The sequence below is a fragment of the Saccharopolyspora soli genome, from assembly GCF_022678645.1.
GTDB lineage: Bacteria > Actinomycetota > Actinomycetes > Mycobacteriales > Pseudonocardiaceae > Saccharopolyspora > Saccharopolyspora soli.
In genome coordinates, this window is sequence record NZ_JALBWV010000029.1 from 88,877 (window position 1) to 109,598 (window position 20,722).

A 20,722-nucleotide genomic window follows, 5' to 3' on the forward strand; every position below is an offset into this window, starting at 1 on the left:
CGCTTGCGCTCGTGTGTTAGCGTCCCTGACGACTTCTCACCGTAGGGTCCAGCCCTCGCCATCCAGCCTCCTCGTGTCCGGTGACACCGGGAAGGTGGAAGTCACACCAGATCCTGACAAGGGGTGTGACGATGGGTGCTGCCCAGGCAGCAGATCCGGCTGTGGAAGCCGTCGATCTGGTCAAGACTTATCCGGCGGGCCGGAACAAGCGGCCGGTCACGGCATTGCGGGGACTGAGCTTCTCCGCGGCGAGGGGGAGCGTCTTCGGGCTGCTTGGCCCGAATGGGGCCGGCAAGTCGACCACGGTGAAGATCCTCTCGGCGCTCTCAGCCGCCGACTCGGGATCGGCACGCGTGGCTGGAATCGATGTGGTGACGCAGCCCGAGCGGGTGCGCCGGGCGATCGGGTTCGTGTCCCAGAAGCCCAGCACGGACCCGATGGGCACCGCGACCGAGAACCTGCTGCTCGCCGGGCGCCTCCACGGGATGTCCCGCCGGGATGCCGTGGCGCGGGCCCGTGAGCTTCTCGACAGGTTCGGCCTGGCCGACGCCGCGAACCGGCTGGTGCAGACGTACTCCGGCGGCATGGCGCGCAAGCTCGACGTCGCTCTCGGCCTGATGCACCGCCCCCAGGTGCTCTTCCTCGACGAGCCGACGACGGGGCTCGACCCCCACGCCCGGAGCGAGATGTGGGCCGAGGTCGCCCGGATGGCCGGGGAGGAGCAGATGGCGGTGCTCCTGACGACGCACTACCTGGAGGAGGCCGACCACCTCGCCGACCGTCTCGCGATCGTCGATCACGGCACCGTGGTCGCTGCGGGCACCCCGGATGAGCTCAAAAGCGGCCTGCGTGGCGACGGGGTGCACGTTGAGCTCGCCCAGGCCGACGACAAAGCGCTCCCGGTGCTGCAGACGGTGCCCGAGTTGCGTGACATCACCATGGCCGGGAGCGCTGTCCGCGGCCGTACCGACGATGGTGCTCGGGCGTTGCGACCCGTGCTTGCTGCGCTCGAGGAAGCGGGCATCGCTGTGAGCTCCGCGACGCTCGCCCGGCCCTCGCTCGACGACGTCTACCTCCGGCACACCGGCCGCACTCTCGACGCCGACACGGCCCTGAAGACCCTGGAGGCGACGAAGTGACCACCGCACCCGCGCGCCTCGCCAGTTCGCGCCCGCTGACCGTGATCATGCACTCCGCGCTCCTGACCGGTCGGCTGCTGCGCACTCTGCGGCGGATGCCTACCTTCCTCGTCATCGGCCTCGTGCAGCCGGTGATCTGGCTGCTGCTGTTCGGGCAGCTCTTCCACTCGGTTGTGAACTTGCCCGGGTTCGCGCACGGCGACGGCGGCTTCCTGCAATTCCTCACGCCGGGCGTGGTGATGATGACCGCGCTGTTCGCGAGCGCGTGGGCAGGAACGACTTACCTCCAGGACATCGACCGCGGCGTGATGGACCGGATGCTCACGTCGCCTGCCAGTCGGGGCGCCATGGTGATCGCGACCATGGCCTACCAGGCGATCCAGACGCTCATCCAGAGTCTGATCATCGTGGCCATTGCCCTGGTCGCTGGTGCCCGGTTCCCCGGGGGCGTCGCTAGCGTCGGCGTCACACTCCTCGCCGCAGTGCTGCTGACCCTGATCTTCTCGGCGCTGTCCGACGCCGTCGCCCTGCTGACCCGCCAGCAAGCGACGCTCATCGCGATCTCCCAGTTCACCACGTTGCCGCTCATGTTCCTAAGCTCGGCCGTGATGGACCTCGGCCTCGCCCCTGGCTGGGTCGATCACGTCGCCGACTACAACCCCATGAAATGGGCGGTCGTTGCGGCCCGGGGGGCGATGCTCGCCCACACCGACTGGAGCACGGTCTGGGCACACCTGGGGCTGCTCACAGCGGCAGCCCTCGTGATGGGCCTGCTGTCCACACGCGCATTCCGCACCTACCGAACGTCGGCCTGACACAGCCGATCGGGGCCAGGTGACGGCGCGACGGGCCTGCCGGGCACAGGTGAGGTGTCCTTGGAAGCAATCATCTAGGACACCCCGCCTCCCGAGGTCCTCGCGAGGACAGCCTTAGTGATCCGCGGTGCGTTGGCCGACGCGGTAGGTGCCCGCGGCTCTGATGTGGTCGATCATGATCCGCTCGGCCTTCGCGCCGTCTCCTGCTTCGAGCGCGTCGAGCAGTTCGGCGTGTGCTTCGAGGTGGCGTCGCGTGTGCTCCGGGTCGAGCCAGAGCGACGCCTCGGTCGGCACCGGGTAGCTGTTGCGCACCGCGCGGGCGTGTTGGCCGAGGAAGGCCGGGCCGCCGATGTCGGCGATCGCCAGGTGCAGTTCCTGGCTCTGCTCGCCGAGTCCGTCCCGGTCGCCCTCGACGGCGGCGCGGACCATCGCGTCGTGGCGGATGCGCAGCTGGGCGAGCTGTTCTCCGGTGATCCGGTCGGCGGCCAGCCGGGCGCCGAGACCTTCGACCACCGCGCGGACGTTGTAGTACTCGAACAGCGCTTCGTCGCTGAGATCGATCACGGTCGCGCCGTAGTGGCTCTGGTAGCTGACCAGGCGATCGTTCTCCAGGCGCCGCAGGGCTTCCCGTACCGGGGTGATCGACACGCCCAGGCGCTCAGCCAAGGGAGCGGCCTTCAGCTGGGTGCCACCGGGGATCTGCGCACTGCGGATCTCGCGCAGCAGCACGTGGTAGACGTAGTCCGCCTTGCTCATCGGCGGACGGTTGGCCGTCGGCTCCGGCATGCCCATCCTTCGGCTAGTCGATCTGCGTCGAGTATCCCGTACCGCCTGGTTGCCCGAAGCAGGGCTTGACTTACTACATACATCTTATAAGTTATCGCGCCATGACGAGTCTTGCCGGGCTTCGGGTGATCGACGCCGCCACGCTGTTCGCCGGACCGTCCGCGGCGATGCTGCTGGGCGACTTCGGCGCCGACGTGATCAAGATCGAGCATCCGCGACGAGGCGATCCCGCGCGCGGCCACGGCGTGCTGAAGGACGGCGTTGGGTTGTGGTGGAAGACCCTCTCGCGCAACAAGCGCACCGCCGCGGTCGACCTGTCCCAATCCGATGGGCAAGCGGTCCTGCGGCGGCTGGCGGAAACCTCCGACGTGCTGATCGAGAACTTCCGGCCGGGCACGCTCGAACGCTGGCACCTGGCGCCCGCCGACCTGCTGGAAATCAACCCGCGGCTGATCGTGGCCCGGATGACCGGCTTCGGGCAGTTCGGTCCGATGGCCGCCCAGCCCGGCTTCGGCACCCTGGCCGAGGCGATGAGCGGCTTCGCCGCCAGCACCGGCGAACCGGACGGCCCGCCGGTGCTGCCGCCGCTGGCGCTGGCCGACGGCATCGCCGGGCTGGCCATGGCGTACGCGATCATGGTCGCGGTTCGGGCCAGGGAAGGCAGCGGGCACGGCCAGGTCATCGACATGGCCATCATCGAGCCGATCCTGGGCCTGCTCGGCCCGCAGATGACCGCGTACCGGGCGCTCGGCGTGGTCCCGAAGCGCACCGGCAACCGCTCGAACAGCAACGCGCCGCGCAACACCTACCGGACCCGCGACGGCCGCTGGCTGGCGATCTCCACCAGCACCCAGTCGATCGCCGAACGCGTCATGACGTTGGTGGGACGGCCCGAGATCGCCGAGCAACCCTGGTTCAGCACCGGGGCCGGACGGGTCGCGCACGTCGAGGAGCTGGACGCGGCGGTCGCCTCCTGGATCGCCGAGCGCGACGCCGACGAGGTGATCGCGGCCTTCACCGAGGCGCAGGCCGCGATCGCGCCGATCTACGACGTCGCCGACATCGCGAAGGACCCGCAGTACGCCGCGCTGGGCACGTTCGTCGACCTGCCCGATGAAGAGCTCGGCAGCGTGACTTTGCAGAACGTGCTCTTCCGGCTGTCCGGCACACCGGGTGAGGTCCGCTGGCCCGGCCCGCCGCTGGGCAAGCACACCGACGAGGTGCTCGCCGAATCCGGTTATGCCGCCGAGCAGATCGAAGAACTGCGCCGGACGGGGGTCGTGGCATGACGACGCCGATCACCTGGCTCTACGTGCCCGGCGACCGCCCGGACCGCTTCGAGAGAGCTGCGGCCAGCGGTGCCGATGTGGTGATCATCGATCTCGAAGACGCCGTTGATGTGAGCCGGAAGGACCAGGCGCGGGACAACGCCGTGGCGCACCTGGCCGGGACCAGGGGCGGTCCGGAGGTGCACGTTCGGATCAACGACCTGGCGACCCAGCGCGGCCGGGCGGACCTGGCGGCCTTCGCCGACGTTGCGGGGTTGGCCGGGGTGCGGCTGCCCAAGGTCGAGTCGCCGACCGACCTGGATGTCCTCGACGAGGTCTTCGGCGACCGAGCGATGCCCGCGTTCCCACTGCTGGAATCCGCGCGGGGCCTGGCGAACGCGCATGCCATCGCGGCGCATCCGCGCACCGCCGGGATCGCGTTGGGGGAGCAGGACCTCCTCGCGGAACTGTCCATCGACGAAGCCGCCCTGGACCAGCTGCGCCTGCAAGTCGTCGTCGCAGCGGCGGCGGCCGGGCTGGGACCGGTGCCGATGTCGGTGTACGCCAACGTCCGGGACGAAGCGGGGCTGCTCGATTCCTGCCGACGCGGCCGAAGCCTCGGCCTGTTCGGCCGAACCGCGATCCATCCGAGCCAGATCCCGTTGATCCGCAAGGCGTTCCGGCCCACTGAGGCGGAAATCTCCCGTGCTCGGGACGTGGTGGAAGCCGCGGCACGGGCCGAAGTCGACGGCGTCGGCGCGCTCGTCCTGCCCGACGGCCGGTTCGTCGACGCCCCCATCGTCGCCAAAGCCCGCCGCGTTCTCGCGCTGGCCGAGGAGATCTCGCAACACCCCCGGTAATCGAACGCTCCACGATCAAAGGAGATCTCGTTGTGGGCGTAGCAATATGGGCGCTGATCTGCTATATCGGCGTGATCGTCGGTTGGAACGCGGTGCTCAAGCGCAACATCGGCGAGGCGATGCTCATCGGGTTCGTGGTGGTCTGCCTCTTCGGCGGTTCCAACGCGCTCGAACTGGCCTGGGCCGGGCTCGACGACGCGCTTTCCGAAGAGGTGGTCTTCGCCGCGCTGGCCTTCGTCTTCATGGGCTACCTGATGACCCGGCTCGGCCTGATCGACCGGCAGGTCACGCTGCTCAACTCGGTGTTCGGCCGACTGCGCGGCGGCTCGGCCTACGTGTCCACGGCCACCGCGGCGTTGCTCGGCGGCCCGGCCGGGTCGGGCTCCGGAGTCGCCGCCTCGGTCGGCTCGGTCACCATCCCGTGGATGGTCCGGTCCAACTGGCGGCCGGAGCTGGCCGCGTCGCTGGTGGCCGGGAACGCTGGGCTGGGCATCTCGATCCCGCCGAGCTCGTCGATGTTCCTGCTGCTGGGCTCGGCGGCGGTGGCGCCGGTGCTCACCGCCGACCAGTTCATCGTCGCCGCGTTCGTCGGCGGGTTGTGGACGGTGCTGCACCGCTTCGTGGTGGTGTTCATCTGGGTCCGCCGGTTCCGGGTGGACGCCATGGACGCGGCCGACATCGCCCCGTTCCGCGTCGCGCTGCGGCAGGGAGCGGCTTCGCTGCTGGTCTACCTCGGCATCGCGATCCCGGTGCTGATGACGCTGGACATCGGCGTGCGGTTCCTGGAATCCCGGCTCGGCGACGCCGCCGACGACATCAGCATCGTGGTGTGGATCCCGGTGTTGACCATCATCGGGACGCTGCTGGTCGGCTGGAAGCGGCTACCGCGCACGGCACGCGGCTGGAGCGAAGTGCTCGGCGACATGGCGCCCCGGTACGCGGTCATCGGCGCGACGCTGTTGTTCGCCTTCGCCGCCGCGGCCAGCCTCGGCGAGCTCGGACTGGTCGACCAGCTCACCGCGATCATGAACAACATCCACGCCCCGCTCTGGGTGATCGTCTCGCTGGTCGGCGTGCTGATCGTGATCATCGCCGCGCCGCTGACCGCCACCGCCACCATCGCCGCCATCGGCGGTGTCGCCTTCAGCGCCCTGACCAGCGCAGGTGTCGCACCGGCCGTGGCGGCGACGGTGATCCTGATCTTCGCCTCGACCGAGGGCGCGTCGCCGCCCGGTGCGGCACCGATCTACATCGCCAGCGGGATCGCCGGGGTCGACCCGGCCCGCACGTTCGTCCGCCTGATCCTCTGGTTCGTGATCCCGACGCTGGTCATCGGCGTGCTGATCGCGACAGGTGCGTTACCGCTGTTCGTCTAGGAAGGAATTCCCATGCCTGCCGATCTCGCCCGCCGGATCACCATGCCGCTGTTCAAATGCGGACTGGCCATCCTCTTGCTGCTCGGCATCATCGTCGTCGGTGCCCAGGCGATCGGTGTGCTCACCGGCAACGCCGCGCTGGTCTCCGGAGTCGTCGACGGCCTGGGCAAGGCGATGACCATCGCCGCAGGGGTCACCGGCCTGCTCGGCTTCGCCATGTCCTACCTCTTCAAGTGGCAGCAGACCGGGGAGGACTGACGCAGTGGGGTTGACCTCTAGTTAAGTGGAAGGTTCAAGCTGGGCTCGACCGCGATCACGTCGCATCGAAGGGGCACTAGCATGGAGAGTTCAGTGGACCGAACGGTGTTCGACTCCGCCTACGAGTCGAACACCGCGCCGTGGGTGATCGGCGCGCCGCAACCGGCCATCGTCGAGCTCGAACGGGCCGGTGGCATCAGCGGTGCGGTGCTCGACCCCGGCTGCGGCGCCGGGGAGCACACGATCCTGCTGACCAAGCTGGGCTACGACGTGCAGGGGGTCGATTTCTCCGCGTGGGCGATCGGGCGAGCTCGGGCCAACGCCGCCCAGCAGCAGGTAGACGCCCGTTTCGAGGTCGCCGATGCGCTGCACCTCGGCGGCGAGCCGCGCTTCGACACCGTCGTGGACAGCGCGTTGTTCCACGTCTTCGACCTGGAGAGCCAGCTGGCCTACGTGCGCGGTCTGCACGGGGTGTGCCGGGCCGGGGCCAGAGTGCACATCCTGGCGCTCGCCGAGACCGAACCGGCCTTCGGGCCGGTTGTCCGCGAAACCGTGTTCCAGGAGGTCTTCGGCGAAGGCTGGCGGTTGGAGGGGGTGCGGCCGAGCAGCTACCAGGGCGTCGCGCGCGGTGAGCACGCGGTGGCGTTCAGCGTCGAGGACGGTGCGCTGGTCGAACTCCCGGCCTGGCTGGCCACCGCCACCCGCCGCTGAAGTCCACTGTGGAACCCTGGGGGTGTGGTCCCGGCCGTGCGCAGCTGGCACACTGGGTGGATGACCGAGGATGCTGCGTGCGCGGTGGCGCACGGTGAAGTTCCGGTGGACACCGGTGGCCGCACGCTGGTGGCGGTTTTCGCCTCGCCAGTGGCGGACTTCCTGCTGCGCTACGGCCGGGACCTCGGCTTCCGGCCGGTGCTGGTCGAGCCGGACGCCGAGCGGGCGACGCCCGACGGCGTCGATGTGCGGTCAGCGGTGCCGGACCTGGGGCCCGAGGTGGACGTGGTGGTGACCGATCACCACCGCCCGGAACTCGGGACGGTGTTGCGGGACGTGCTGGCGCACGACGCGCGCTGGGTGGGCATCATGGGCAACCCGCGCCACGTCGGTCCGCACGTGGCCGCGCTCCAGGAACTGGGCGTACCGGACACCGAGATCAAGCGGGTGCACCGGCCCATCGGGCTGAACATCGGCTCCCGGACGCCGCCGGAGATCGCCATCGCGACCCTGGCTGGTCTGCTGGCTGATCGAAACGACAAACCGGGCGGCTTCGCCTTCTAGTCGGGTCGCGTTGCGTAGCGGCGCGGGTGGCATGCGTGAGAACGCTTGCGCCGCTGTGCGAATCGACTATCGCGCTGGCCGGGGTGTTCTGGTTATGCTCCGGACGCGCCCAGTGCTGGGCAACCGGCACTGGGCGTCCAAAGCAAGCCGGGAGGGCGCGTGGTGAGCGGGATCGCGTTTCGGGAACTGTCGCCGGTGTCCTTTTTGGAGCGTGCAGCGGCGGTGTTCGCCGATCGCCTGGCAGTCGTCGATGGCGAGCACCGCTACAGCTACGCGGAGTTCTGGGACCGCGCGCAACGGCTGGCCGGAATGCTTGCCGCGCACGGAATTCGGCCAGGAGACCGGGTCGCGGTCCTATCGCCCAACACCCACCTGCTGTTGGAGGCGCACTACGGGGTGCCGCTGGCCGGTGCGGTGCTGGTCGCGTTGAACACCCGCTTGGCGGCGCCGGAAATCGGCTACATCCTGGAGCACAGCGGCGCGGCACTGGTCATTGTGGACACCGAGCACCGGCAGGTCCTCGACGCGGCGATGTCCGGTCTCGACCTGCCGGTGCTCGGTTCGGACCAGTACGACCAGCTCCGCGACGCCGCGCGACCGCACCGCGTCGAGGTGGCCGACGAGCGCGGCCTGCTGTCGATCAACTACACCAGCGGCACCACCGGCCGTCCGAAAGGCGTGATGTACCACCACCGCGGCGCCTACCTGCAGGCGTTGGCGATGGCCTACCACGCGAAGCTCGACACGTCGTCGCGCTACCTGTGGACCTTGCCGATGTTCCACACCAACGGCTGGTGCTTCCCGTGGGCGGTGACGGCCGCCGGGGCGGTGCACCACTGCCTGCGCAAGGTCGTCGCCGAGGACATCTGGCGCGCGATCCGCATCGACGGCGTCACGCACTTCTGCGCCGCACCGACCGTGCTGGCGATGCTGGCCGAGCACCCCGAGGCTGCGAAGCCGGTCACCCAGCAGGTGCGGGTGTTCGCCGGTGGCGCTCCACCCTGGCCCGCGCTGTTGGCGCGGATGACCGAACTGGGCATCGACATCCGACACCTGTACGGCCTGACCGAGACCTTCGGCCCGGCGGTGGTGTGCGAGTGGCAGCCGGAGTGGGACGAACTTCCCATCGACCAGCGGGCCCGGCTGATCGCCCGGCAAGGCATCGCGAACGTGATCGCCGAACCGCTGCGCGTGGTCGACCTGGAGGGGCGCGACGTGCCCGCCGACGGGCAGACACCCGGCGAGATCCTGTTGCGCGGCAACGACGTGATGCTCGGCTACTACCGCGACGAAGCCGCGACCGCGGCGGCCTCGCTGGACGGTTGGTTCCGCAGCGGCGACCTCGGAGTCCGGCACCCCGACGGCTACGTCGAACTGCGCGACCGGATCAAGGACGTGATCATCTCCGGTGGCGAGAACATCACCTCGATCGAGGTGGAGAACGCGCTGACCGCGCACCCGGACGTCCTGGAGGCGGCCGTGGTGGGTGCCCCGCACCCGAAGTGGGGCGAGGTCCCCATCGCCTACGCGACGCTGCGCGGGACGGCGACGACCACCGAGACCGACCTGATCGACTTCGTCCGCGCCCGCATCGCCCACTTCAAGGCCCCGAAGCGGGTCATCTTCGGCGACCTCCCCAAGACCTCCACCGGCAAGCTCCAGAAGAACGTCCTCCGCGAACGCGCCCGAACCACCCAGCAAGGCGCTGCGCTGCTGGACTAGATCCGCGCGAAGCGGGAAATGGCGTTGTCGCCGCCCCGGCGCGCAGCGGCGACCAACTGCAGTACGTCGATGTGCTGACACCGTCCAGTTCGGACCTCTCCCGCACTCGGGCGTGGGTGATGGAGAACATCGGGGAGTCGATAACGGTGCAACGCATGGCTGAGCACAGCAACATGCCGCGCCGGACGTTCATCCGGCACTTCGAGAGCGAAACGGGAATGCCGCCGATGCGCTGGGTTGTCCTGCAGCGCGTACTCAGCGCTCGCCGACTGCTGGAGAAGTCGGACTGGTCGGTCGAGAAGATCGCGGCCGTGACGGGGTTCGGCACCGCCGCGAACTTCCGATCGGTTTTCCGGCGCGAGGTCGGGACCACACCCAGCGCTTACCGGAAAACGTCGGCTACCTGAATTCCGGTACCCCTGATCAGCTCACTCGTCTTGGAGGGCGTTCAGGACGGCTTGGCCGTATTTGGCGAGTTTTTGTTCACCGACTCCGCTGATGGCGGCCAGCTCGTCCAGAGTGGACGGTTGGATCGCGGCGATCTGCCGCAGCGTGGAGTCGTGGAAGATGATGAACGGCGCTTTGTTCTCTTCGCGGGCCGTGGCGGCGCGCCAGGCACGGAGTTGCTGGAAGATCGGCTCCGCCTCCGGTGGCATGTCCTGGGCTGCCTGCTTGCGGTCCTTGGACTTGGCCGGTGCGGAGGTGCGCTTGGGTTCGGTGCGCAGCAGGACTTGGCGCGGGTTCTCGCGGCGCAGCACTTCGCCGCTGGATTCGGTGAGGACCAGGGTGCCGAAGTCGCCTTCCACGGCGAGCAGGCGTTGGGCCAGCAGTTGGCGGATCACGCCGCGCCACTCGTTGTCGCTCAGGTCGGCACCAACGCCGAACACGCTCAGCGTGTCGTGCCGGAACTGTTCGATCTTGGCGGTCTTCTTGCCGCGCAGGATGTCGATGACCTGGCCAGCGCCGAACTTCTGATTGCGCTCGCGGTCGAGTCGGACCACGGTCGACAGCAACTTCTGCGCGGCGACCGTGCCGTCCCAGGACTCCGGCGGGGCCAGGCAGGTGTCGCAGTTCCCGCACGGCTGCGCCTGCTGGCCGAAGTAGGCGAGCAACTGGATGCGGCGACATTCGACGGTCTCGCACAGCGCGAGCATCGCGTCCAGGTGCCTCGACAGCGAGCGGCGGTGCGCGTCATCGCCTTCGGAGAGCTCGATCAGCTTTCGCTGCTGCACGACGTCTTGCAGGCCGTAGGCCATCCATGCGGTCGATGGCAGTCCGTCGCGGCCTGCGCGCCCGGTTTCCTGGTAGTAGCCCTCGACCGATTTGGGCAGGTCGAGGTGGGCGACGAAGCGCACGTCCGGTTTGTCGATGCCCATGCCGAAGGCGATGGTGGCGACCATGACCAGGCCGTCCTCGCGCAGGAACCGGGACTGGTGGGCGGCGCGGACCTCCTTGTCCAGACCCGCGTGGTAGGGCAGCGCGTCGATCCCGTTGGCGACCAGGAACTCCGCGGTCCGCTCCACCTCGGCGCGGGAGAGCCGGTAGACGATGCCCGCCTCACCGGCGTGCTCGGTGCGCAGCAGTTGCAGCAGTTGCTTCTTCGCGTCGTTCTTCGGCGCGATGCGGTACTGGATGTTCGGCCGGTCGAAGTCGGCGACGAAGTGCCGCGCCTCGGTCAGCTCCAGCCGGGTGGCGATCTCGCGGCGGGTCGCGTCGGTGGCAGTGGCGGTCAGCGCGATGCGCGGGATCGACGGCCAGCGCTCGTGCAGCACCGACAGGGCCAGGTAATCGGGGCGGAAGTCGTGGCCCCACTGCGCCACGCAGTGCGCCTCGTCGATCGCGAACAGCGAGACCTCGCCGCGGTCCAGCAGTTCCAGCGTCGAGTCCAGCCGCAGCCGCTCCGGCGCCAGGTAGAGCAGGTCGAGGTCACCGGAGACGAACGCGTCCTCGGTGCGGCGGCGTTGCTCGAAGGTCTGCGTCGAGTTGAGGAAGCCCGCGCGCACCCCGAGTTCGTTGAGCGCGTCGACCTGGTCCTGCATCAGCGCGATCAGCGGCGAGACGACGACGCCCACCCCGGACCGCACCAGCGCCGGGATCTGGTAGCACAGCGACTTGCCCCCGCCGGTCGGCATCAGCACCAGCGCATCGCCGCCGCTCACCACGTGCTCGACGATCTCCTGCTGCGCGCCGCGGAACGAGTCGTAGCCGAACACCCGCTGCAGGACGTGCTGGGCGTTGGTCACCTCGAAAGCAAGATCGGGGGAAGCCACGGCGCGCATCTTACGCAGCCCCGATGACGTGAACCGGTGCGCCGCCAGCTACGACATGCGGCGGTGTGTCGGGCTGAGCAGGTGGACGACCGGGGCTTGATCGCGGTCTGCTTGTGACCTGCGTCCCGTTGGGATGGGTTCCGGTTCACCGGGGAACATTTCGCAAGGAAGAATCGTTCGTGAAAGTAGTTGAAGATTGTAATAATCGGCTAGCGCGGGAGTTCGCATGCAGATCGGGATCTTCACGGTCGGCGACGTCACCACCGACCCGACCAACGGCCGCACCCCCACCGAGGCCGAGCGGATCAAGGCGATGGTGCGGATCGCGCTGAAGGCCGAGGAGGTGGGCCTGGACGTCTTCGCCACGGGTGAGCACCACAACCCGCCGTTCGTGCCGTCCTCGCCGACCACCATGCTCGGCTACGTCGCGGCGCGCACCGAGCGGCTGGTCCTGTCCACCTCGACCACGCTGATCACCACGAACGACCCGGTCAAGATCGCCGAGGACTTCGCGATGCTGCAACACCTGGCCGACGGCCGGGTCGACCTGATGATGGGCCGCGGCAACATGGGCCCGGTGTACCCGTGGTTCGGCCAGGACATCCGCCAGGGCATCCCGCTGGCCATCGAGAACTACCACCTGCTGCACCGGTTGTGGCGGGAGGACGTGGTCGACTGGGAGGGCAAGTTCCGCACCCCGCTGCAGTCGTTCACCTCGACGCCCCGGCCGCTGGACAACGTGCCGCCGTTCGTCTGGCACGGCTCCATCCGAAGTCCGGAGATCGCCGAGCAGGCCGCGTACTACGGCGACGGTTTCTTCGCCAATCACATCTTCTGGCCCAAGGAGCACACCGAGCGGATGGTGCGGCTGTACCGGCAGCGGTTCGAGCACTACGGGCACGGTTCGGCGGACCAGGCGATCGTCGGGCTCGGCGGCCAGGTGTTCATGCGGAAGAACTCGCAGGACGCGGTGCGAGAGTTCCGGCCGTACTTCGACCACGCGCCGGTGTACGGCGGCGGGCCGTCGTTGGAGGAGTTCACCCGCGAGACGCCGCTGACGGTCGGAAGCCCGCAGGAGGTCATCGACCGGACCCTGACCTTCCGCGACTACGTCGGCGACTACCAGCGCCAGCTGTTCCTGATGGACCACGCCGGGCTGCCGCTGAAGACCGTCCTGGAACAGCTCGACCTGCTCGGCGAGGAGGTCGTCCCGGTGCTGCGCAAGGAGTTCGAGCTGCTGCGGCCGAAGCACGTGCCGCAAGCGCCAACGCACGCCTCGCTGTTGGCCGCGGCCGAGGCGAAGAAATCGGAGGCGGTGAAATGAGCGACCGCAAACTGGTCGTCGTCTCGGCCGGGTTGAGCCAGCCGTCGTCCACCCGACTGCTGGCTGACCGGCTGGCGGCCGCGACCGCACGCGTCGTGCAGGTGCGCACCGAGGTGGTCGAGCTGCGCGATCACGCCAAGGACATCGCGAACAACCTGGTCACCGGATTTCCCGGCGGTGACTTGCGCGGGGTGCTCGACCAGGTGGCCACGGCGGACGGCCTGATCGCGGTGACGCCGATCTTCCAGGCGTCCTACAGTGGGCTGTTCAAGTCGTTCTTCGACGTGCTGGACAGCGATTCGCTGGTGGGCAAGCCGGTGTTGATCGGTGCGACCGGGGGATCGCCCCGCCACTCGCTCGCACTGGAACACGCGATGCGACCGATGTTCAGCTACCTGCGGGCAGTGGTGGTGCCGACGGCGGTTTACGCGGCATCCGAGGATTGGGGCACCGGTGGTGACGCGACGGCGTTGGCCGACCGAATCGAGCGCGCGGCAGGCGAGTTCGCCGCCCTGATCGATCAGCGTCCCGCCACGGCTCCACCCGATGCCTTCGCGGACCCGATCCCTTTCGAACAACTCCTCGCGCAACCCAGGAACTGAGGTTTGGGCCAGGAGGTGCCGCGCACGTCGGCCGACGGATACGGTGGCGGTATGACTGGCGATCGCATCCCGGCCGACGAGCGGGCTGGATTGGCCGACGTCCTTGCGCGACTGCGCGCCGAGGGCGTCGAATTGGTCGAGATGTCCTTTGTGGACAACGCGGGGAACGTGCGGGCGAAGTCGGTCCCGCTGGGACGGTTGCCCGCGGTGGCCCGCTTCGGCGTCGGGGCTTCGCCGTGCTTCGAAACGTTCACCTTCGACGATCAGATGGTGCTCGGCCGATATCTCGGCGGACCGGACGGTGATCTGCGGCTGGTGCCGGATCTGGACCGGTTGGTGCGGCTGGCGGCGCTGCCGGGCTGGGCCTGGGCGCCAGCCGACAAGTTCACCCAGGACGGGCAGCGCTTCGTCGCCTGCCAGCGAGCCTTCGCGGCTCGCCAGGTGCGCGCCGCCGCGGACGCCGGGCTGGCGGTGCTCGCCGCTTTCGAGCACGAATGGGCGCTGGGCGCGGTCGACACCGAGGAATTCGTGCCCGCTTTCACCGGCCCCGCCTACGGCCAGGTGCGGCTGGAGGCGACCGCCGACTACGCGCGCGAGCTGGTCGGCGCGTTGCACGAGCAGGGGCTGGAGGTGCAGCAGTTCCATCCGGAGTACGCGCTCGGCCAGGTCGAGCTGTCGGTGGCGGCGAAGGATCCGCTGGGAGCGGCGGACGACGCACTGCTGGTGCGGCACACGGTGCGAGCGGTCTCGCGGCGGCACGGCTGGCGCGCGAGCTTCGCTCCCTGCCTGGTTCCGGGCGGCGCGGGCTCCGGTGCGCACCTGCACCTGTCGGTGCACGGCGCGGACGGCAACCTGCTCGCCGACGGTCCCGGCCGCTACGGCCTGCAGCGCGCGGGGGAGGCGTTCCTGGCGGGTGTGCTGCGGGAACTTCCCGCACTGGTGGCCATCGGAAGTGGCAACCCGGCGAGCTTCCTCCGGCTGGAACCTTCCCGCTGGGCCGGGGTTTGGCAGGTGTGGGGCCGGGAGACGCGGGAGGCCGCGGTGCGGCTGATCACCGGCACGACCGGCACCGAGCAGTGGGCGGCCAACGCCGAGGTGAAATGCTTCGACGCCACCGCCAACCCGTATCTGGCGGTTGGTGCCGTGCTGGCGGCCGGTCTCGCCGGGATGCGCGAAGAACTGCGGCTGCCACCGGAGATCACCGGCGATCCGGCGGCGCTCAGCGACGACGAACGCGCTGCGGCGGGTATTCACCGGCTGCCCACCAACGCGTCGGAAGCCGCTGTTGCGCTGGAGGGATCGGAAGTGCTGGCCGACGCCCTGGGCGAGGAACTGCACGACGCGATCTGCACGGTTCGCCGCGCCGAAGCGGACCGCTTCGGCGACGTGGAACCGGACGAACTCGCGGCGCTCACCCGTTGGCGCTGGTGATCGGGAGATCCACAGTGGACATTTGCGGAGATCCACTGCTGATCGGGCCTTTTCGCCGATGATCTGATGTGGACCCGCACGCTCCGGTGTCGGCCGCACGCTGCGCAAGTATGCTCGTGCTGCTCGGCGAAGGGGAGGCGGCGATGGCTGAAGTTACCAACCCACCTGCCCGCAACACGCGTCCGCGCAACCGGCGTGCCCTGATCACCGCCGCCGCGGCGGACCTGTTCTACCGCCTCGGCTACGGGCGGGTCGGGATGAGCGACATCGCCGAGGCCGTCGGGGTCGGTTCGTCGGCGCTGTACCGGCACTTCGCGGGCAAGCAGCAGCTGCTGACCCGCGTCGTGCTCGACGAACTCCAGCCGTTCAGCGCCATCACCGCGCGCGTGGCCGAGCAGGACCTGGACCAGGTGGTCGCGCAGCTCGCCACGGCCGCGCTCGACCACCGCCAACTCGGAGTGCTGTGGCAGCGCGAGGCCCGGCAGCTGCCGGAGCAGCAGCGCGACGTGCTGCGCGAGGAGCTGCGCGGCGTCGCCAGCGGGCTCGCCGAGGTGGCGCGGGCCTTCCGGCCGGAGCTGACCGGTGCGGACGCCCGGTTCCGCGCTTGGTGCATGTTCAGCGTCCTCACCAGCCCCTCCTACCACCAGGTGGACCTGGCCCGGCGGGAGTTCGAGCAGCTGTTGCGGGCCATGGTCGTCGTCATCGGCACTCAGCCGCCGCAGCGGTTCGCCGACCGCGGCACCGCCGAGCTCGACCAGCGGTCGGCGCTGTTCGCCGGGCGGGCATCCCGGCGCCGGTTGCTGCTGTCCGCGGCGATGCGGCTGTTCTCCGACGCCGGTTACACCAAGGTGACCACCGAAGACGTGGGTGCGGCGGCGGGTATCGCCGGGCCCAGCCTGTACAACTACTTCGCCAGCAAGCAGGAACTGCTCGGCGCGGTGATCACCCGCGGCAACGCGTGGCTGGAGGTTGAACTCGAACGCACCCTGGCCAACACCCCGGCCGCCGACGACGCGCTGCGCGAGCTGCTGCGCTCCTACATCACGTTCGCCTTCGACCACGGCGGGTTCATCGACATCCTGGTCAGCGAGGTCAACCACCTGCCGGACGCGGAACGGCACCGGGCGCGGCAGACCCAGCACGCCTACGTGGCGGAGTGGGTCGGGCTGCTCTGCGAAGCGCGCCCGGAACTCGACCCGGTGCGGTCCCGGATCCTGGTGCAGGCGGCGTTGACGGCGGCCAACGACATGGCCCGCACCGGCGCGGTGCGCGACGTCGACGCCCTGCTGCGGGTCGGCTCGGCGCTGATGCTCGACACTCCGGTGACGACCGGCTGACTCGCTACTATCTATTCACTTAAGGGGTGAATCCGCAGGAAGAGAGGATCCCCCTAGTCCTGGAAGGGCTATGCGCCGCTCACTTCGAGGTTGACTTCGGGGACCGCGCCGCACTAGTCTCCGCACCTGCCGGGTCTGCCCGCACATGCGTCGTGTACAGCCGCAGGTGGGCCGTAGACACTGGAGCCGAGCAGCTAACGAGGACAGGTTGGTCGCATGAGTAGCCCTGTAGCCCCGGTCCTCCTCAACCGCACCTCAGGGGACCGTGAAGCAAGCCAGCCACAAGAAACCGCGAAACGCGAGATTCGTGTGGACGCAACCACCACTGCGAATCGCGGAGGGGCGGGCCAGTCATGAGCAGCGCGACGGAGCCGGTGGGTCAGCCCCCGGTGGACGTGCCGGACATCCACACGACCGCGGGCAAGCTGGCGGATCTGTACCGGCGCAATGACGAGGCGGTGCACGCGGGCTCGGCGCGTGCGGTGGCCAAGCAGCACGCGAAGGGCAAGAACACCGCCCGCGAGCGCGTCGACATGCTGCTGGACCCCGGCTCGTTCGTGGAACTCGACGAGCACGCCAGGCACCGGTCCACGAACTTCGGGATGGACGCCAACCGGCCCTACGGCGACGGCGTGGTGACCGGGTACGGCACCATCGACGGCCGCAAGGTGTGCGTGTTCTCGCAGGACTTCACCATCTTCGGCGGATCGCTGGGCGAGGTGTTCGGCGAGAAGATCGTCAAGGTCATGGACCTCGCGCTGAAGACCGGGTGCCCACTGATCGGGATCAACGACTCCGGCGGCGCGCGGATCCAGGAAGGCGTCGCGGCGCTGGGCCTCTATGCCGAGATCTTCAAGCGCAACACCCACGCCTCCGGCGTGATCCCGCAGATCTCGCTGATCATGGGACCGTGCGCGGGCGGCGCGGTGTACTCCCCGGCGATCACCGACTTCACCGTGATGGTCGACCAGACCTCGCACATGTTCATCACCGGCCCGGACGTGATCAAAACGGTGACCGGCGAGGACGTGACCTTCGAGGAGCTCGGCGGCGCGCGCACCCACAATTCGCGCTCGGGCAACGCGCACTACCTGGCCACCGACGAGGCGGACGCCATCGCCTACGTCAAGGAGCTGCTGTCCTACCTGCCCAGCAACAACCTCGCCGAGCCACCCGTGTTCGAGGGCCCCGACACCGGCACCGGCCCGGTGGCGGAGTCCATCACCGACGCCGACCGGGAGCTGGACGAGCTGGTGCCGGACTCGCCGAACCAGCCCTACGACATGCACGAGGTCATCTCCCGCGTAGTCGACGACGCGGAGTTCCTGGAGGTCGGGGCGCTGTTCGCGCCGAACATCATCACCGGCTACGGGCGCGTCGAGGGCCACCCGGTGGGTGTGGTGGCCAACCAGCCGACCCAGTTCGCAGGCACCCTGGACATCGATGCCAGCGAGAAGGCAGCGCGGTTCGTGCGAACCTGCGACGCGTTCAACATCCCGGTGCTGACCTTCGTGGACGTGCCGGGCTTCCTGCCGGGCACCGACCAGGAGTGGAACGGCATCATCCGGCGCGGTGCGAAGCTGCTTTACGCCTACGCGGAGGCCACCGTCCCGCTGGTCACCGTGATCACCCGCAAGGCATACGGCGGGGCCTACGACGTGATGGGCTCCAAGCACCTGGGCGCCGACATCAACCTGGCCTGGCCGACGGCGCAGATCGCGGTGATGGGCGCGCAGGGCGCGGTCAACATCCTGTACCGGCGGCAGCTGGCCGACGCGGCCGAGGCTGGCGAGGACGTCGACGCGGTGCGGGCGCGGTTGCAGGAGGAGTATGAGGACACGCTCTGCAATCCGTACGTCGCCGCCGAGCGCGGCTACGTCGACTCGGTGATCCCGCCGTCCTACACCCGTGGGTACGTGGCGCGGTCGCTCCGGATGCTGCGCGACAAGCGCGCCAACCTGCCCGCGAAGAAGCACGGAAACATCCCCCTGTGACGGTCGTGAGCGGCGGTGGTCGCTGCCGCTCACGAGGAGGTTCTTATGAGCCAGCACGCAGACGCGACACCGGGCCAGCGCCCGGTGCTGCGCATCGTGCGCGGCAATCCCGACGACGTCGAGATCGCCGCGCTGACGGCGGCGCTGAGCGGCCTGGCCGCCGCGCAGGCCGCGGAGCCGCCGCAGCGGCAGCCGATGTCGCTGTGGGGTGACCGAGCAGCTCGATTGCGCCACCCGGCGGGCCGTCGGCCGCTGCGCCCCGGCCCGCACGCCTGGCGCGCGTCGGGCCTGCCGGGCTGACCGGTTCCTGCCAACCAAGATTTCGCCAGTTCCTCCGGCGGCGCGCCGGGAAATGAGGAGTTGACCACTGTGGACGTGACGTCGATCAGCAAGGTTCTGGTCGCCAACCGCGGTGAGATCGCGGTGCGGGTGATCCGCGCCTGCAAGGACGAGGGCATCGCCTCCGTCGCCGTTTACGCCGAGCCGGACGCCGACGCGACGTTCGTGCGGCTGGCCGACGAGGCGTTCGCGCTGGGCGGTTCGACGCCGGGCGAGTCGTACCTGAGCATCGACAAGATCATCGACGTCGCGAAGCGGTCGGAAGCCGACGCGGTGCACCCCGGTTACGGGTTCCTGTCCGAGAACGCCGAGTTCGCGCAAGCGGTGCTCGACGCCGGACTGATCTGGATCGGCCCGTCCCCCCAGGCGATCCGGGACCTCGGCGACAAGGTCACCGCCCGGCACATCGCGACCCGCGCCGGGGCACCGCTGGTGCCGGGCACCAAGGACCCGGTGTCGGGCGCCGACGAAGTGGTCGCCTTCGCCGAGGAGCACGGCCTGCCGGTGGCCATCAAGGCCGCGTTCGGCGGCGGCGGTCGAGGTCTGAAGGTGGCTCGGACGCTGGAGGAGATCCCGGAGCTGTACGCCTCCGCGGTGCGGGAGGCCGAGACCGCGTTCGGCCGAGGCGAGTGCTTCGTGGAGCGCTACCTGGACCGGCCGCGGCACGTCGAAGCGCAGGTCATCGCCGACCAGCACCGCAACGTGGTGGTCGTCGGCACCCGCGACTGCTCGTTGCAGCGCCGCCACCAGAAGCTCGTCGAGGAGGCCCCGGCGCCGTTCCTCACCGACGAGCAGCGCCGCACCATCCACGAGGCGGCGCGGGCGATCTGCGCGGAGGCTGGCTACTACGGTGCGGGCACCGTGGAGTTCCTGGTGGGCCTGGACGGGACGATCTCGTTCCTGGAGGTCAACACCCGGCTGCAGGTGGAACACCCGGTCTCGGAGGAGACCACCGGCCTCGACCTGGTCCGAGAGCAGTTCCGGATCGCAGCGGGGGAGAAGCTGCGCATCACCGCGGACCCCGAGCCGCGCGGCCACTCGCTGGAGTTCCGCATCAACGGCGAGGACGCGGGCCGCGGCTTCCTACCCGCGCCCGGCACGGTCACCCGCTTCGTCGCCCCGCAGGGACCGGGTGTCCGGGTGGATGCCGGGGTGGAGACGGGCAGCGTGATCGGCGGGCAGTTCGACTCGCTGCTGGCCAAGGTGATCGTCACCGGTGCCGACCGCCAGCAAGCCCTGGAGCGATCCCGGCGGGTGCTGGACGAAATGGTCGTCGAGGGGATGGCCACGGTGCTGCCCTTCCACCGCGCGATCGTCCGAGACCCGGCGTTCGTCGGCACCGACGGGTTCACGGTGCACACCCGCTGGATCGAGACGGAGTTCGACAACACCATCGAACCGTTCACCGGAGGTGCGGAGGTCGAGGAAGCGGAGCCGAGGCAGACGATCACGGTAGAGGTGGGTGGCCGTCGCCTGGAGGTCTCACTCCCCGCCGAGTTCGCCGCGCCGTCGGCGGCGCCAGCGGCGAAGGCGAAGCCGCGCAAGCGTTCTGCGGGCAAGGCCGGAGCGGCGGTCTCCGGCGATGCGGTGACGGCGCCGATGCAGGGCACGATCGTGAAGATCGCGGTAACCGACGGCCAGCAGATAGCGGCGGGTGACCTGATCGCGGTGCTGGAAGCGATGAAGATGGAAAACCCGGTAACGGCCCACAAATCGGGCACGGTGACGGGCCTGTCGGCTCAGCCAGGCGACTCGGTGTCCCAAGGCACCACCCTCTGCGAACTGAAGGACTGACGGTCGTGGGGGGGGGGAAACCCCCGGGGGGGGGGTGGGGGGCCCCCCCCCCCCCCCCACCCCCCGGGGGGGCCCCCCCCCCCCGGGGGGGGCGCGGGCTAGGTAGGGGGCGGGTAGTGCGCCGTTTTAGGG

Annotated in this window: 19 protein-coding genes; 17 read left to right on the forward strand and 2 right to left on the reverse strand. The window is 69.4% G+C overall.

Annotated elements, in window-relative coordinates:
• Positions 1-131: 131 nt before the first annotated feature.
• Both MOQ72_RS22430 and MOQ72_RS22435 read left to right on the forward strand, forming a co-directional pair.
• Positions 132-1,139, forward strand: a complete 1,008-nt coding sequence (locus MOQ72_RS22430) for an ATP-binding cassette domain-containing protein (protein WP_242186847.1) — start codon at positions 132-134, stop codon at positions 1,137-1,139.
• Positions 1,136-1,954, forward strand: coding sequence for an ABC transporter permease (locus MOQ72_RS22435; protein WP_242186849.1), 819 nt, complete (start codon positions 1,136-1,138; stop codon positions 1,952-1,954). Before MOQ72_RS22430 ends, MOQ72_RS22435 begins: the two co-directional genes overlap by 4 nt.
• Before the next feature lie 114 nt (positions 1,955-2,068).
• Here the strand turns inward: MOQ72_RS22435 and MOQ72_RS22440 are convergent, their stop codons facing one another.
• Complete coding sequence (locus MOQ72_RS22440) at positions 2,069-2,740, reverse strand: GntR family transcriptional regulator (RefSeq protein ID WP_242186851.1); 672 nt, start codon at positions 2,738-2,740, stop codon at positions 2,069-2,071.
• A 101-nt stretch (positions 2,741-2,841) separates the two neighbouring features.
• On the opposite strand from MOQ72_RS22440, the gene MOQ72_RS22445 reads away from it, so the two are divergent.
• From MOQ72_RS22445 to MOQ72_RS22480, 8 genes are all read left to right on the forward strand, one after another.
• Complete coding sequence (locus MOQ72_RS22445) at positions 2,842-4,029, forward strand: CaiB/BaiF CoA transferase family protein (protein ID WP_242186861.1); 1,188 nt, start codon at positions 2,842-2,844, stop codon at positions 4,027-4,029.
• Complete coding sequence (locus tag MOQ72_RS22450) at positions 4,026-4,868, forward strand: HpcH/HpaI aldolase/citrate lyase family protein (RefSeq protein WP_242186863.1); 843 nt, start codon at positions 4,026-4,028, stop codon at positions 4,866-4,868. The genes MOQ72_RS22445 and MOQ72_RS22450 overlap by 4 nt, the downstream gene beginning before the upstream one ends.
• A gap of 32 nt (positions 4,869-4,900) precedes the next feature.
• The gene (locus MOQ72_RS22455; RefSeq protein WP_242186866.1) at positions 4,901-6,244 is read left to right on the forward strand and encodes a TRAP transporter large permease subunit; all 1,344 of its coding nucleotides are present in this window, start codon (positions 4,901-4,903) and stop codon (positions 6,242-6,244) included.
• A gap of 12 nt (positions 6,245-6,256) precedes the next feature.
• A complete protein-coding gene (locus MOQ72_RS22460) occupies positions 6,257-6,502 on the forward strand; it encodes a hypothetical protein (protein WP_242186868.1) in 246 nt (81 codons plus the stop codon).
• A gap of 93 nt (positions 6,503-6,595) precedes the next feature.
• Positions 6,596-7,213, forward strand: a complete 618-nt coding sequence (locus MOQ72_RS22465) for a class I SAM-dependent methyltransferase (RefSeq protein WP_308197935.1) — start codon at positions 6,596-6,598, stop codon at positions 7,211-7,213.
• Between the two features lie 60 nt (positions 7,214-7,273).
• Complete coding sequence (locus MOQ72_RS22470) at positions 7,274-7,777, forward strand: XdhC family protein (RefSeq protein WP_242186879.1); 504 nt, start codon at positions 7,274-7,276, stop codon at positions 7,775-7,777.
• A gap of 162 nt (positions 7,778-7,939) precedes the next feature.
• On the forward strand, positions 7,940-9,499 hold the full coding sequence (locus MOQ72_RS22475; RefSeq protein ID WP_242186888.1) for an acyl--CoA ligase family protein: 1,560 nt from the start codon (positions 7,940-7,942) through the stop codon (positions 9,497-9,499).
• Positions 9,500-9,654: 155 nt separating this feature from the next.
• On the forward strand, positions 9,655-9,906 hold the full coding sequence (locus tag MOQ72_RS22480; protein WP_242186898.1) for a helix-turn-helix domain-containing protein: 252 nt from the start codon (positions 9,655-9,657) through the stop codon (positions 9,904-9,906).
• A 21-nt stretch (positions 9,907-9,927) separates the two neighbouring features.
• Here MOQ72_RS22480 and recQ read toward each other — a convergent pair whose 3' ends face one another.
• Positions 9,928-11,778 carry a DNA helicase RecQ gene (gene recQ / locus MOQ72_RS22485; protein ID WP_242186900.1) on the reverse strand — a complete coding sequence of 617 codons (1,851 nt, stop codon included), beginning with the start codon at positions 11,776-11,778 and terminating at the stop codon, positions 9,928-9,930.
• 217 nt (positions 11,779-11,995) lie between these two features.
• On the opposite strand from recQ, the gene MOQ72_RS22490 reads away from it, so the two are divergent.
• From MOQ72_RS22490 to MOQ72_RS22520, 7 genes are all read left to right on the forward strand, one after another.
• The gene (locus tag MOQ72_RS22490; protein WP_242186901.1) at positions 11,996-13,093 is read left to right on the forward strand and encodes an LLM class flavin-dependent oxidoreductase; all 1,098 of its coding nucleotides are present in this window, start codon (positions 11,996-11,998) and stop codon (positions 13,091-13,093) included.
• Entirely contained in the window at positions 13,090-13,695 is a 606-nt protein-coding gene (locus MOQ72_RS22495) for an FMN reductase (RefSeq protein ID WP_242186931.1), read from the forward strand. The genes MOQ72_RS22490 and MOQ72_RS22495 overlap by 4 nt, the downstream gene beginning before the upstream one ends.
• 51 nt (positions 13,696-13,746) lie before the next feature.
• On the forward strand, positions 13,747-15,126 hold the full coding sequence (locus tag MOQ72_RS22500; RefSeq protein WP_242186934.1) for a type I glutamate--ammonia ligase: 1,380 nt from the start codon (positions 13,747-13,749) through the stop codon (positions 15,124-15,126).
• Between the two features lie 143 nt (positions 15,127-15,269).
• Positions 15,270-16,463 carry a TetR/AcrR family transcriptional regulator gene (locus MOQ72_RS22505; RefSeq protein WP_242186936.1) on the forward strand — a complete coding sequence of 398 codons (1,194 nt, stop codon included), beginning with the start codon at positions 15,270-15,272 and terminating at the stop codon, positions 16,461-16,463.
• A gap of 353 nt (positions 16,464-16,816) precedes the next feature.
• Positions 16,817-18,457: an acyl-CoA carboxylase subunit beta gene (locus MOQ72_RS22510; RefSeq protein ID WP_242186937.1), complete on the forward strand. Its 1,641-nt coding sequence runs from the start codon at positions 16,817-16,819 to the stop codon at positions 18,455-18,457.
• 45 nt (positions 18,458-18,502) lie between these two features.
• A complete protein-coding gene (locus MOQ72_RS22515) occupies positions 18,503-18,757 on the forward strand; it encodes an acyl-CoA carboxylase subunit epsilon (protein WP_242186939.1) in 255 nt (84 codons plus the stop codon).
• 69 nt (positions 18,758-18,826) lie between these two features.
• The gene (locus MOQ72_RS22520) at positions 18,827-20,590 is read left to right on the forward strand and encodes an acetyl/propionyl/methylcrotonyl-CoA carboxylase subunit alpha (RefSeq protein WP_242186991.1); all 1,764 of its coding nucleotides are present in this window, start codon (positions 18,827-18,829) and stop codon (positions 20,588-20,590) included.
• Positions 20,591-20,722 lie beyond the last annotated feature (132 nt).

Coding starts and splice junctions, on each gene's coding strand:
- MOQ72_RS22510 (WP_242186937.1), top strand. CDS start 16,817: ATGAGCAGCGCGACGGAGCCGGTGGGTCAGCCCCCGGTGGACGTGCCG.
- recQ (WP_242186900.1), bottom strand. CDS start 11,778: ATGCGCGCCGTGGCTTCCCCCGATCTTGCTTTCGAGGTGACCAACGCC.
- MOQ72_RS22515 (WP_242186939.1), top strand. CDS start 18,503: ATGAGCCAGCACGCAGACGCGACACCGGGCCAGCGCCCGGTGCTGCGC.
- MOQ72_RS22495 (WP_242186931.1), top strand. CDS start 13,090: ATGAGCGACCGCAAACTGGTCGTCGTCTCGGCCGGGTTGAGCCAGCCG.
- MOQ72_RS22450 (WP_242186863.1), top strand. CDS start 4,026: ATGACGACGCCGATCACCTGGCTCTACGTGCCCGGCGACCGCCCGGAC.
- MOQ72_RS22505 (WP_242186936.1), top strand. CDS start 15,270: ATGGCTGAAGTTACCAACCCACCTGCCCGCAACACGCGTCCGCGCAAC.
- MOQ72_RS22445 (WP_242186861.1), top strand. CDS start 2,842: ATGACGAGTCTTGCCGGGCTTCGGGTGATCGACGCCGCCACGCTGTTC.
- MOQ72_RS22490 (WP_242186901.1), top strand. CDS start 11,996: ATGCAGATCGGGATCTTCACGGTCGGCGACGTCACCACCGACCCGACC.
- MOQ72_RS22480 (WP_242186898.1), top strand. CDS start 9,655: ATGGCTGAGCACAGCAACATGCCGCGCCGGACGTTCATCCGGCACTTC.
- MOQ72_RS22460 (WP_242186868.1), top strand. CDS start 6,257: ATGCCTGCCGATCTCGCCCGCCGGATCACCATGCCGCTGTTCAAATGC.
- MOQ72_RS22440 (WP_242186851.1), bottom strand. CDS start 2,740: ATGCCGGAGCCGACGGCCAACCGTCCGCCGATGAGCAAGGCGGACTAC.
- MOQ72_RS22500 (WP_242186934.1), top strand. CDS start 13,747: ATGACTGGCGATCGCATCCCGGCCGACGAGCGGGCTGGATTGGCCGAC.
- MOQ72_RS22430 (WP_242186847.1), top strand. CDS start 132: ATGGGTGCTGCCCAGGCAGCAGATCCGGCTGTGGAAGCCGTCGATCTG.
- MOQ72_RS22470 (WP_242186879.1), top strand. CDS start 7,274: ATGACCGAGGATGCTGCGTGCGCGGTGGCGCACGGTGAAGTTCCGGTG.